Below are 13,224 nucleotides of genomic sequence, written 5' to 3'. Positions count from 1 at the left end.
TTACCATAAGAAAACCCCCGGACCATATCCGTGGGTTTTTCATTACCATATTACCTTCCAATTATCATCAACAGTGGCTTCAATTGTTCCTCTTTTAAGGATATAGTTTGCAATTAACTCGGACATATCAAGTGGAATATCTTTAATAACTGGCTTATCCTTGAACATGACATATTCACCACCACCACCTGCACGATAGTTGTTCATGACAACATCATACTCACCTTCTGGTTGAATGGGTTCACCCTTAAAACTTAACTTTACTACTCTCTCCCCCATAGGCTTTGAAATATCAATTATATATTCAATACCCTCCCACATATCATAATTGTAATGTTGTGGCTTTGGTGTTGCGAATGAAGGGTTGACTGCTGCCTTTCCATTTTCAAGAATAAAATAACTTGCACTTCTTTCTAGTGCAGCTCTTACGTCATCCCCTGTTATCCGAATGACCGTTAACGTGTTCGGATAAATATAATTGGAGACCACGTCTCTCATCGTAATATTTGAAGGAAAACCTTTCGTTATATTATTAAAAAGTGCTGTATTTGAAATCGATACCTTGGCGACATCCATCTGCACCTTGTTAATAAATTCAACAAGCGCATTATCCCTTAAGCGTGCTTTTAAAGGATCATCAATTGTCATATTTCCGATAACTTGACCAATTGGTTTGTCCAACCATTCTTGTGTCGCAACCTCATATTCATTTACTAGTTCAATTGAGCCTTCGTCTGCTTTTTTATCTTTTACGAAAATAAGTTCAGGCCTAGATTCAGAAATGGTCCACTTTTTCTCATTTTTCGTAAGGATTAGGGTAATTTTACCAATTGCCTGACCATTAAAGCTTGGCTGAACAATCGGGATGCCGTTTACTTTCCCGGCAAGTGAACGATGCTGATGGCCAGTTAATAAAAGGTCAACCCCCTCAATCTCTTTACAAATTCGGTACCCCTGATTTTCTCCTGTTATCTTTTCGGTTGGCTCACCGGTTTCCAAATCTGCTTCAAATCCACCGTGGTAGGAAACAATCATCAAATCCGGATTTTCATCATTACGGATTTTCCCCACCCAATATTTTGTTGTTTCAAATGCATCATTAAATGTTAAACCTTTAATATGTTCCGGATTCTCCCAATTCGGGATGTAATGAGTGGTTACACCCAGAATCGCAACCTTTATTCCTTCCTCAAGCTCAACCATGATATATGGCCTTCCAATAAATGGCTCCCCTTCTTCATTTACTATATTTGCAGAAAGCCATGGAAAAGTTGAATCTTTAATCGCCTGCTGTAAAACATCGATCCCATAATTGAATTCATGATTTCCAACAACAACTGCATCATATTTTAAATCATTCAATATTTTAATCATTGGATTTTGTTTATGACGACCTGATCTTACATAATAATAAGTTAAAGGTGTTCCTTGAATTAAATCTCCATTATCAATAACGATAGTATTCCTATTACGACTTCTCTCTTCTTTAATCACAGTTGCAATCTTTGTAAGTCCAAGACCAACAGGCTCATTGTTCCCATAGTTAATTGGAAAAATATTGCCGTGTACATCACTCGTTTCAAGAATGGTAATTGATATCGATTTCATTTTTTTACCTCTTTTGTATAGGGTCAATTTTAGTATACATAATTTTACCAATTTTCGGGGTTAAGAATAATAATCTTTTAACATTAAAGTTTCTCCATTCACCCCTAATTAATGTACCATTAGACAGAAATTGACTACTTTTGTCAAATTTAATATGTTTCTCTTTGCCATTTTGATATAATAATTTTACAGAAAAATGGCAAGGAGAATGTGTTTGAAAATAGAATCTAAAGTTCTAAAAAATAGTCTTGTATATCTAATTATTGTAATTTTACCTACCACAATTGGTAGTATTTTATTTGCGAATTATCATTATAATACGGCTATTATTAACCAAACAGCCAAAACAAAAGAGATGGTAAACTTTCAATCTAGCTATATTGATCGGTTTATTGGAGAAACTTTAGCTAGCACCGAAACTCTTGGGATTGTCTTTGAAAACAAAAATAGTAATGAAGAGATTAAGAACATGCTACATTCAATTCATAAAAAGGATGATCGCTTTTCTGGACTATATTGGGCAAATCCAAACGGTGATATCCTTGTGTCTACTCTCGACTTAGATAATAAAGTGAACATTTCCTATCGCGAATATTTCCAACAGGCGCTTCAAACAAAACGGACAGTCATCTCATCAGGGCATAAAGGAGTAATAACTGGAAGATTTATAGTTACAATCGCCACACCCGTTATTAAATCGAATAAAGTTAAAGGAGTTGTACTCTTTAGCTTACGCCTAGATTATTTAGAAAACGTACTGAAGGTTCTTGCACCAGATGAAATTTTAAGAGTCATCGACCCGATTGGCCAGGAATTAATTACCACTAATTTAGATTCACATTCGATTGATAGCGATATCATTAGTACGGAGCTAGCTAATGTGAATTGGACAGTTGAAGCATGGCCACGAACAACATTATCGAATAAAAAGATATTTATTTTAAACTCAGTGATTTTTAGTGGTATTTTATTGATCCTTACTCATATTCTTTTTCTTCTTGGAAAATATCTTCTTCTCAAACGCCAAACTATTCGTGAGCGAGAGGAAAATGAGTTACAGAAATTAGAATTAGTCGGAACACTAGCAGCAAGTAGCGCACATGAAATAAAAAACCCTTTAACTGGGGTTAAAGGACTCATTCAATTATTAAGTGAAAAACATAAGGATCCGAACGATCAATTTTATTTTTCGGTCATTCAGCAAGAAATTACAAGGATTAATGATATTGTCAATGAGTTCTTAATCCTTGGCAAACCTACCGCAGACAAACGTAAAAGTTATGATATGAATGACATTGTGAAAGAAGTCCAACCCATTATTCAATCTGAAACAAACCTCTATAATGTGGAATTTGATTTACATCTTTCGGAAAAGCCAATGTACATCATGTGCTCAAATGATAATATTAAACAGGTTGTTTTAAATCTATCCAAAAATGCAATAGAATCGATGCAAGCAGATGGTGGCAAACTGTCAATTTCAATTCAAAAAGAGGGAAAATCTTGTATATTATCAATCACTGATACAGGTGTCGGTATTCCAAAACATATTCTTTCAAAGGTGTATACCCCATTTTTTACAAATAAGGATACTGGAACTGGCCTCGGTCTTGTGATTTGTAAAAGAATTGTCAATATGTATAACGGAACAATTAATATTGATAGTGTGGAAGGTAAAGGTACTATAGTTCAAGTACACTTGCCTTTACACGAAGATTAATTAATAACAAACCCACTTTCTCGAAAGTGGGTTTGTTGATGCTTATGGGACTAGACAGTCAAAATAGATTCGATTCTCTTAATCTCTTCAAATCCAAGTACTAGGTCAGTGGCCTTGGCATTTGCTTCAATTTGTTCCGGATTTGTCGCTCCGACAAGTGTACTCGCGATATTGTGCTGTCTTAATATCCATGACAGAGCTAATTCCGGTAAGGTGACACCTAGTTCTGTTGCAAATTCTTCAAGACGATCTAATTTAGTTGAAACAATTCCATTAATGATATTTTTCACCCACGTATTTACCTGTGAGTTTGCTCCCCTACTACCAGTTGGAATCGTACCACCTCTATACTTACCGGTTAATACCCCTTGGGCAAGCGGTGAATATACCACCTGAGAAATTCCATTTTTCTCACAAACTGGTATTATCTCATCCTCGATGTCACGATGGAGCATATTGTATTGAGGCTGATTCACAATAATTCGATCTAATAAATACTTATCTGCAATGGCTACAGCTTCCTGGATTTGAGCTGCACTCCATTCGCTTACACCAACATAAAGAATTTTTCCTTGCCTAATTAAATCGTCAATTGCTCGTAGTGTCTCATCCAGAGGAGTATCTTCGTCATAGCGGTGACAGTAAAACACATCCACATAATCTAGTTCCATGCGTTTTAAACTTGCATTCACCTGTTCAATCACGTGTTTCCTTGATAAGCCTCTATCGTTTGGACCATCACCCATCGGACCATATGCCTTAGTTGCGATAACATATGACTCTCGCGGATATTCTTTTAATGCACTTGCTACGATTCGCTCTGCTTCCCCTCGCTCATACACATTTGCCGAATCAAAAAAATTTATTCCAAGTTCATATGCTTTATGAACGGTTTTCGTTGCCATTGATTCATCAACTGTTTTCCCAAAAGTTAGCCAACTACCCAAACTAATTTCACTAACTTTAAGACCAGAACGTCCTAATCTTCTGTATTTCATGTCATGCCTCCTCCTTCAAGCGAATATTATCTTACTATTAAATTTATCAGAAATTTCAAACAAGGTAAAGCAATTGTTCAATGAAGAAAATGCTGATTTTTGTCTTGATTTACTTAAATTTATTTTGAATTTTCGCTTTACAAAATTGAAAAAAAGGTTTTTTATAGAGTAAAGGATTATATTGATTAAAATTACTTCATCGGTAAGTAACAAAGGGGAAATAAATAAAATGCTCGCAGCAAAAACACAAGCTACAAGTACTGAAAATGACGCGAATAAAACACTTTATGGGATTTTATTTATCATTGGATTTGTCCACATGCTCAATGACTCCATACAAGCGATTATTCCAGCGATGTTCCCAATTTTAGAACAATCAATGGGATTAACGTTTACGCAGCTCGGATTAATATCCTTTGCGTTACAAATTGTATCTTCAGTTGCTCAACCTGTTGTCGGTTGGTATACAGACAAAAAACCAATGCCATTTGCCTTGCCAATTGGATTAACCTCTACTTTTTTTGGAGTCATTGGCCTCGCATTTGCACCTAACTTTTTAACGATCATTCTTTCAGTTCTATTTATTGGAATAGGTTCAGCTATTTTCCATCCCGAAGGGTCCCGTGTTGCCTACATGAGTGCAGGTAACAGACGTGGATTGGCACAATCGATTTATCAAGTTGGGGGGAATTCAGGTCAAGCTCTGGCACCTGTCATTACTGCTTTAATCCTTGTACCACTAGGACAATTTGGGGCCATTTGGTTTTCATTAGTTGCTGCGCTTGCAGTCGGACTACTTATATATATTGCTAAATGGTATTCTAAAACACTAAAAACAGTTGAGCTTCAAAAGAAAGTAAAAAAGGCCATTTCAGCTGCTCCGCGAAACATGAAAGCTGTCAAATTCGCATTAGTTGTTCTCGTGCTATTTGTATTTGCTCGAACATGGTACATGTCAAGCATCACAAATTTTTACTCATTTTATGTAATTGAAAAATATGGTTACAGCATTTCACAAGCACAAATATTTATTTTCTTATTCTTAGCCACAGGGGCCTTAGGAACATTCTTTGGGGGACCATTGGCTGATAAATTCGGTAAACGAAATGTCATCATTGTTTCTCTATTAGGTACAGCACCATTAGCACTGATTCTCCCGTTTGTTGGTCCTCATGTGGCAATCGTGCTCGTTACAGTTATTGGGTTTATGCTACTATCAAGCTTCTCTGTTACTGTTGTCTATGCTCAAGAATTAGTTCCAGGAAAAATCGGAATGATGTCAGGATTAATTGTTGGCCTCGCCTTCGGTATGGGGGCTATAGGCGGCGTTGGGATTGGTGCTATCATCGACGCAATCGGGTTAACACCAACCATCATTATGATGGGCTTCCTTCCATTGTTAGGATTATTGGCCTTCCTATTACCTACTGATCATAAGCTTAATGAGTGGAATAATGCAGGATAACACAATTTTCAGGACGCGTATGCGTCCTTTTTTATTGAGTCTTGGCATAACCTTGCAAATTCCTCTTCCCTTCGCAAAAAAATAAACAATCCATTTTCATGAATTGTTTGGTAGGTTATATTTTTTATGATTGTGATTTATAGCTGACTTTTTGAAGTAAGAAAAATAACATGACTCTCTTTAAAAACTGACGAAAAAGTGAATGGTTTCGTTCTGCTGTTTCTGCTCGTTGATAGATATTTATAAGTTCATCAAGTTCTTGACTACATTCAATTGTTTCATTACTTGTAAACCCCGTACTATTAGCGATAGCAATCATTTCTTCTCTTTTTCTATTAATATCCTCTAATAGTATCTGTTTGTAATCTATACGTCTAGTTTCCAAAACTTCCACTCCTTTATTCACACGTTAGAAAATTCTAACGCCGCATACAACTATCGTATGCCAACCAATACTACCTTTGGTGCATGCTGAGTTGCTACTCTATGAATTATTACAAAATCTACTATTTATGTAAATAGATTCGCAAAAATAGACATTTTTTTCTTAAAAAAATTTACAAATTTGTGTACGAAATCGCTTCCAAGCTGCCATTCAACCTTTTTCGACAATCGAAATAATACAGGAACCGACATAAACTTCAATAGAAAAACCTACAGGAATTCACCCATAGGTTAAAATTTTTCTTATTTAATTCGATCGATATGTGTAACACGGAATTCTTTCGTTTCGAGCTTCCTTTTGATAGCTTGAATCTTATCCTCTCCAAGAGTTCCCGGTAGATTTAGGATAATGCGACGGAGGTATTTTTCACCATTATCCAGAGTTAACATTCCATCTATGTTAACGTCACGGATTAGAGATACAAGATCTTTTATCGCACCTTTATGTTCAATCGTAGCAATTGTTAGTGTATATCCACCTGTCCGCATACCAAATGAATCCTCAAGGACATCCATAACATTAGAATGTGTAATAATTCCAAGAAATTCTTTCTCGGAGTTAAGCACCGCAATAAACGGCAAACGACGAATTGTTAAAAATGTTTTAAAGAAGGAATCCTCATCGTAAACAAATGCATCCTTACTTTCGACAAGGGTAAGAATACTTCCATTTGCATCTCCATTCTTTTCATAGAGGTACTCTAAAATGTCAACTTTATAAATTAAACCTTCAAATGTTGTACCATTTTTTGACAATACCGGCACAGACCGATATCCTGTTTCATTTAAAAATTGAAGTGCTTGTTGGACGGTAAAATCGTCGTTACAATATTTTACATCTGATTTTTCAACAAAATTATAGCGAATTTTCATAGTCTCCACTCCTCTTACAGTAGAAAGAATTCCCAACTACCTATAGTATATGCATCAGAATATTTCTTTTTCCAATGAACAAAAATGTAACATATTTACACTAATGTGTAAAGAATATTCTAAACATTTTGATATAAAAAAGCTTTATGGAAAATACCATAAAGCTCCTTCTATTCCTATTTTGTACCTGTAAACTCTGGGTCTTGGAATGGATGAGCTACCCAACCAGTTGGATCAATAAATAATCGAACTGCTACGACCTCACGATCATCCATTAGTGTGAAAAAGTGTGGTGTGTCAACAGGAACAGAAATAACATCCCCTGCCTCTAATTCAACATCAAAGTAGCCAGTATCGCCACTTCCTTTAATAATGAAAATTCCATGTCCTGCTACGATTGCACGTACTTCATCTTCTGTATGAACATGTACTTGTTCAAATTTCTTTAAAAGCTCATCAAGATTAGGAGTAGCATCGGACAATTCGATGACATCCCATTTTTGATATCCGTTACGCTCACCAAGTGATTTGATTTCTGCTTCGTAAATCGATAGGATTTGATCTTTTTGCTCATCCGTAATTCTACAATTTCCTCTTAATTCCTCTGGTAGTTTGTTAGTATCCCAATGTTCATAAAGGACACCTTGTTCTTCTAAAAATGCTGCTACCTCTTCTTGTCCCTCTAGTCTCTCACCTGTATTACGTAATTTAATATTTGCCATTTTTCTCACCTCGTGAATTTTTTATACCCTTAAAGGGGCTAATGCTAATAGTTTTAAATGATAGCTAAAAAGAAACTCATATGCTTCTAAATGTTTTTTTGCATCAAATGCATTGTTAGCCCAGACAGTGATTCCATGGTTTCGGATCAGTACGGCGCCAAAGTCGCTAGTGACATACTTGCCAAAATTTCTTGCAAGTGTAGGGATATCAGCATCATTTTGGATGATTGGTATTCTAATTTCTGAATCCACATCCCATAAACCAAGCGCTTTAATAATTTCCTGCCCCTTGAATACAACTTCTCCTTTGTCAGCATATAGTTCAGAAATGACATTATTATCAACTGTATGAACATGAAGACTACAACCTGCATTTGTTTTGTTATAGATTTCAACATGCAGAAGTGTTTCTGCCGAAGGCTTCAAGTGAGTAGGAGTAACTGGATAACCTGCTTCATCCACTAATAAAAAGTCCTCATCAGTTCTTTTCTTTTTATCTTTGCCACTTGCTGTAACAAGAAATGTGATAGGATTGTCGGATACTTTTATGGAAAGATTTCCACTTGTCCCCATAAACCAATCACGCGCTGCAAGTTCATCTTTTATATCTGCAAGCTCTGTCCATTGCTTAATTCGAAGCATTTGTTAGAACCTCCTTTTTTAGAATCTCTATTACATCAAAAAAGGAATGGAATGAAGAATGATTAATTCCAAGTTCTTCACATTTTTGGACAAGAAAATCTCTAGCAATGACCTTGTCTCCAAGTTTAGCCGCTTGAAGATCTGTAATGGAATCACCAATAACGATCTTAAAATCGTCCTGATTTGCAAACTTACGAATCAACGTTGGCTTGCAACAGCCACACTCGTTTGTGCACTCATCATCACAAGTGTATGGCCATACAATCTTTATTTTTTCATTTGTAAAATCGGATCTGTTACAGTAAATTTGCTCTTTTGGAACGAGTCCGTCAAGCAATGGCTCTACAAAAAAATCAATCCCACCGCTGACAATGTATAAGGGAATTTCCTCTTCTTTTGTAAACGCAACAAATTCCTTAAATCCTTCTCGTATTTCTGCATGGTTGAGTATATAGTCTGTAATTTCCTTACGCGATGCTGATGGTAAAAGCGCAAACATTCTACTCACTCCCAACTGTATCGGGATTGTTTGTAAGAGAACTTGGTCCTTGATCTCCTCCCATGCAGGGGGAGCAAATCTTTTCATGATGGCAATAATGTTATCAGTATTCGTGATTGTACCATCAAAATCACAGAAGATAATTGGTTTATTCATTTTTATACCTCTTTATATCCCCATAATTCAATTGCCTTTTTAAGCTCAGGGCTATTTTTTGCAAATTCAATAAGTGTCTTTCCACCTAGTACTGCATCAACTGCAGCATTAAAGGCTATTCCGCCCCCAATTGCACCATCAGGATGTCCGTGAACACCGCCACCGGCATTGATGACACTATCTTTTCCAAAATCATTGATTAGTAGTGGCACTAGGCCTGGATGGATTCCGGCTGAAGGAACAGGAAATGTTGGTTTAAATACCTCATCATTTTTTGTTAACTCTTCTGCAATTGCTAGTGTCTGTTCTCTTTCAAGCGCAACACTACCATATGGTGAAGGGAACAAGACAAGATCTGCCCCAGCATATCTAAGTAATTTTCCTAGTAATAGCTTATTAGAAAATCCGTAAAACTCAGAAGGAGTGAGTGTCCCACTTACAGCTGGATGGGCCATAATTGGTATTGAAATTTGCGGGTCTTCTGCTAAACTTTGAAGTACATCAATTCCGTAAGCAAAAACATTAAACAATAGTAGGTCAGCACCTAACTCTACTGCCTTCCTAGCTTTTTCCCTTAATTCGAATGTTCTTCCGGTTAAGTTTACAGCGTAAAGTGCCCGTTGTCCGGTTTCTTTGAACACATCTTCAAGTACCTTTTTCCCTTCAGTGATTCTTGTTTCCAAAGGTGTTAACGTGTTCTCAAAGAGTATTTCATCATCCTTGATGATATTCACACTACCGAGTGCCTGCTCACGAAGCTGATCCTTGAGATAGGCTATGTCTCTTCCAATGACCCCTTTAAAAATACTCATTACCAGCGGTCTATTATATACTCCAAGTTTTGCACGAATGCCTTCAATTCCAAATTTCGGACCAGGGAATGTGGATTTTAATTCACTAGAAAACTCCAAATCTAATAGTTTAACTTCCCCATCCAAGGAAAGCTTACCAAAGGTAGTTGTTAAAACAGCTGGTAGGTCTGCACTAAAATTAGCGCTTGGGTATGCTATTCTAATAATTCCCTTTTTTACTTGCTTTCCTAAATATTGACTTGCTCTGTTGTCTGAATCTAAATGCTCGACACTTATTACTATACCTTTATGCTTTTTAAGTTGGTTTTGTTCTATTTTTGGTAAATTTGTCCAAGAGCCGATTGTTAAGCCGAGTGCGATACCTTCAGCTTTTTTCACTAAGTTGTCCCCGGTGTCATGCACCAAATACGTAGCAATCACTTCACTCATTTTTCAACCCTCATTTCAAAATGTTCCATAAGACGAAAAAAACCTCTTCATAAGAAGAGGTTAGCAAACTAACATCTTCTTATCTCTCAGCTTAATGCTGCAAGAATTAGCACCGTGCTTACAATTTGTAAGTCGGTTGCCGGGCTTCACTGGGCTAGTCCCTCCACCTGCTCTTAATAAGAAAATAGATTCTATTATTATATTGAGCCATGTTTTAAGTAAGCTCAATCTAAATTTAATTTTTACGAAATTGAATTTAATTAGGATTATGACAGGAATTATTTTTCTTGTCAAACATTTTTTAACTTTTAAATTTTAATGGTTATTTAAACAAGTTTAGTTTTTTAATTCGATTTGCAGCTTCAACAAGTCTATTTTCGTCAGTTAAAAGACCAACACGTACATATCGATCGCCATATTCACCAAAGCCGATTCCTGGTGCTACAGCAACATGAGCTTTTTCTAGTAATAGGTCTGCAAAACTAACTGATGTGTAACCTTTAGGTACAGGTAACCATGCGAAAAATGAGCCTTCAGGTGCGTTCACATCCCATCCGATGTCTTTTAAGGCACCAATGAATGCATTCCGTCTTGATTCATATTTGTCTACTAATTCTTTTACACAGTCCTGTGACTCGGTCAGTGCGGATGCAGCTGCTACTTGAACGGGACTGAACAAACTCACGTACATATGGTCTTGAATTAGATTTATTGCTTCAATTACACTTGGGTTTCCAACCGCAAAGCCCACTCTCCAGCCTGCCATATTATAGGTTTTTGAAAGTGTGTATATTTCAATACCGATATCTTTGGCACCTTCAACTTCCAAAAAGCTGATCGGCTTTTTCCCCTCATATCCAATCGCACCATATGCAAAATCATGTACCACACAAATATTATGTTCTTTCGAAAAAGAAATTGTATCTTCAAAAAATTCTTTCGTTGCAATAGCCCCTGTTGGGTTATTCGGGTAATTTAAGAACATTACCTTTGCTTTTTCAAGCTTTTCTGAATCAATTTCTGTGTAATCTGGTAGAAAGTAATTCTCTTCTTTCAGAGGCATATAGGCCATTTCAGCTCTTGCAAGCTCAACACCTGACCAATAGTCTGGATAACCAGGGTCAGGTACTAATGCAACATCCCCAGGATTTAATAGACATTGTGGAATCTCTACCAATCCAGCCTTTCCACCAAATAAAATCGCGATTTCTGTTTCAGGGTCAAGTTCAACACCATATTCACGTTGGTAAAATTCTGCCGCTGCCTTCTTTAAGAATGTATGGCCACGAAATGGAGAATACTTATGAAATTTAGTCTGATCGGCAGCCTTTTTAAGAGCTTCAACAATATGTTGAGGTGTTGGTTGGTCAGGATTCCCCTGACCTAAATTTATTACATCATGCCCTTGGGCAACTACATTGTTCACCTTAGCTACAAGAGAAGCAAAAAACTGTTTCGGTAATTTTTGCAGGGTTTCAGATTGTTGGAAATTTTTCATATCTACACCTTCTTCAAAATACTTGAAATACTAACCAAAAATAATATATTGTTAGAGTTAACTTGTAAAGTATTATTTTCACTGGGAGGATACCAAATGAATCTTAAAATTGCTTGTATACAGTATGATATTCAATTCGGTAAACCGCAAGAGAATTTTGCCCAAATTTCTAAAGAAATCGAAAAGACAATGAATCAGGACAAACCTGATATTATCATCCTTCCAGAGCTTTGGACGACTGGATATGATTTAACAAGATTAGATGAAATTGCAGATGAAAATGGCGATGAAACAAAAACGTTTATAAAAACCTTAGCAAAACAATACTCTGTAAATATTGTAGCAGGCTCTGTAGCCAAAAAGACGGAGCAAGGTGTGACAAATACGATGTTTGTCTTTAATCGAGACGGAGAATTGCTAAGTGAATACAGCAAACTACATTTATTCAAGCTAATGGATGAACATTTGTATTTAAAGGCCGGTGAAGCAAAAGGCGATTTCATAATTGAAAATGTACCAGCAGCTGGTGTGATTTGTTACGACATTCGCTTCCCAGAATGGATTCGTGCACATACAACAAGTGGCGCAGAAGTTTTATTCGTGGTAGCAGAATGGCCACTTCCTCGCCTTGAGCATTGGCGAACATTACTCCTTAGTCGAGCGATTGAAAATCAGTGCTATGTTGTTGCATGTAATTGTGTTGGAAGTAATCCTAATAATGAATTCGGAGGTCATTCGATGGTTATCGACCCTTGGGGAAACATTATTGCTGAAGCAGGTACTGAAAGCACAACTCTAGTTGGAGAAATCGACCTTAGCAAGGTAAAAGAGGTGAGAAAACAAATTCCTATCTTCCAGGATCGTCGTCCTAATTTTTATCATTCATAGAAATAAAAATATATTGACAATTATGTACATTCGTTGATATCATTCTCTTCAGTATCAACATATAATAGAATATCAATTAATTTGATCTCTTATCAAGAGTAGGCAGAGGGACTTGGCCCGATGAAGCCCAGCAACCGACCGTAAATCCATCGCAAGGTGAGGCGCTATTTTTTAGCGCTGGGGAAACCCACAAGGCACGGTGCTAATTCCAGCAGGAAGTGAATAACTTTATTCAGTCATGCTTAAAACCAGACTGAATAAAGTTATAGCCTCCGGCGGATGCAACAGATTTTCAAAGGTAAATTTTCGAGCAAGCTCGAAAAAATCTGTGCGCAAATTCGCTGAAGGCTCATTTGATCTTCTTGGCAGATAAGAGGTGCGAAGCCGTGTCTTCAAGCCTCTTTCAATGAAAGAGGCTTTTCCGTTTTTAGAAAAGCCTCCAAACTATTAAATAATACTTCTGGAGGAAT

General features: G+C 36.7%; 12 protein-coding genes and 2 riboswitches. Of the genes, 3 read left to right on the top strand and 9 right to left on the bottom strand.

From position 1 onward, the window contains the following. Positions 1–42: 42 nt before the first annotated feature. Positions 43–1,608 carry a bifunctional metallophosphatase/5'-nucleotidase gene (locus AC6CHV_RS14465; RefSeq protein ID WP_341332232.1) on the bottom strand — a complete coding sequence of 522 codons (1,566 nt, stop codon included), beginning with the start codon at positions 1,606–1,608 and terminating at the stop codon, positions 43–45. A 214-nt stretch (positions 1,609–1,822) separates the two neighbouring features. On the opposite strand from AC6CHV_RS14465, the gene AC6CHV_RS14460 reads away from it, so the two are divergent. Continuing rightward, positions 1,823–3,328, top strand: coding sequence for an ATP-binding protein (locus AC6CHV_RS14460; RefSeq protein WP_341332233.1), 1,506 nt, complete (start codon positions 1,823–1,825; stop codon positions 3,326–3,328). Between the two features lie 50 nt (positions 3,329–3,378). Here AC6CHV_RS14460 and AC6CHV_RS14455 read toward each other — a convergent pair whose 3' ends face one another. Beyond that, positions 3,379–4,326 (bottom strand): aldo/keto reductase, encoded by a 948-nt coding sequence (locus AC6CHV_RS14455; protein ID WP_121445298.1) that lies wholly within the window; start codon positions 4,324–4,326, stop codon positions 3,379–3,381. Between the two features lie 229 nt (positions 4,327–4,555). Here AC6CHV_RS14455 and AC6CHV_RS14450 point away from each other — a divergent pair, with 229 nt between their 5' ends. Beyond that, positions 4,556–5,791, top strand: a complete 1,236-nt coding sequence (locus AC6CHV_RS14450) for an MFS transporter (RefSeq protein WP_121445299.1) — start codon at positions 4,556–4,558, stop codon at positions 5,789–5,791. Positions 5,792–5,915: 124 nt separating this feature from the next. Here the strand turns inward: AC6CHV_RS14450 and AC6CHV_RS14445 are convergent, their stop codons facing one another. From AC6CHV_RS14445 to AC6CHV_RS14415, 7 genes are all read right to left on the bottom strand, one after another. Continuing rightward, positions 5,916–6,176, bottom strand: coding sequence for a Spo0E family sporulation regulatory protein-aspartic acid phosphatase (locus AC6CHV_RS14445; protein ID WP_121445300.1), 261 nt, complete (start codon positions 6,174–6,176; stop codon positions 5,916–5,918). 302 nt (positions 6,177–6,478) lie between these two features. Further along, positions 6,479–7,108 (bottom strand): cyclic di-AMP binding protein CbpA, encoded by a 630-nt coding sequence (gene cbpA, locus AC6CHV_RS14440; protein WP_121445301.1) that lies wholly within the window; start codon positions 7,106–7,108, stop codon positions 6,479–6,481. A gap of 176 nt (positions 7,109–7,284) precedes the next feature. Then, entirely contained in the window at positions 7,285–7,830 is a 546-nt protein-coding gene (mtnD, locus tag AC6CHV_RS14435) for an acireductone dioxygenase (protein ID WP_498079096.1), read from the bottom strand. A 21-nt stretch (positions 7,831–7,851) separates the two neighbouring features. After that, positions 7,852–8,472: a methylthioribulose 1-phosphate dehydratase gene (locus tag AC6CHV_RS14430; protein WP_121445303.1), complete on the bottom strand. Its 621-nt coding sequence runs from the start codon at positions 8,470–8,472 to the stop codon at positions 7,852–7,854. Then, on the bottom strand, positions 8,459–9,127 hold the full coding sequence (locus AC6CHV_RS14425; protein WP_121445304.1) for a 2-hydroxy-3-keto-5-methylthiopentenyl-1-phosphate phosphatase: 669 nt from the start codon (positions 9,125–9,127) through the stop codon (positions 8,459–8,461). Before AC6CHV_RS14425 ends, AC6CHV_RS14430 begins: the two co-directional genes overlap by 14 nt. A gap of 2 nt (positions 9,128–9,129) precedes the next feature. After that, the gene (gene mtnW, locus AC6CHV_RS14420) at positions 9,130–10,368 is read right to left on the bottom strand and encodes a 2,3-diketo-5-methylthiopentyl-1-phosphate enolase (protein WP_341332234.1); all 1,239 of its coding nucleotides are present in this window, start codon (positions 10,366–10,368) and stop codon (positions 9,130–9,132) included. Between the two features lie 76 nt (positions 10,369–10,444). Next, positions 10,445–10,551: riboswitch (SAM riboswitch) on the bottom strand. Positions 10,552–10,690: 139 nt separating this feature from the next. Next, on the bottom strand, positions 10,691–11,866 hold the full coding sequence (locus AC6CHV_RS14415) for an aminotransferase class I/II-fold pyridoxal phosphate-dependent enzyme (RefSeq protein WP_498079095.1): 1,176 nt from the start codon (positions 11,864–11,866) through the stop codon (positions 10,691–10,693). A 96-nt stretch (positions 11,867–11,962) separates the two neighbouring features. On the opposite strand from AC6CHV_RS14415, the gene AC6CHV_RS14410 reads away from it, so the two are divergent. Beyond that, positions 11,963–12,754, top strand: coding sequence for a carbon-nitrogen family hydrolase (locus tag AC6CHV_RS14410; protein WP_121445307.1), 792 nt, complete (start codon positions 11,963–11,965; stop codon positions 12,752–12,754). Between the two features lie 86 nt (positions 12,755–12,840). Then, positions 12,841–12,975, top strand: a riboswitch (SAM riboswitch). Positions 12,976–13,224 lie beyond the last annotated feature (249 nt).

This window comes from Ferdinandcohnia sp. GQ5 (assembly GCF_059759275.1).
The sequence above is the reverse complement of the archived record's forward strand: the minus strand, read 5'-3'. Positions and strand labels throughout refer to the sequence as shown.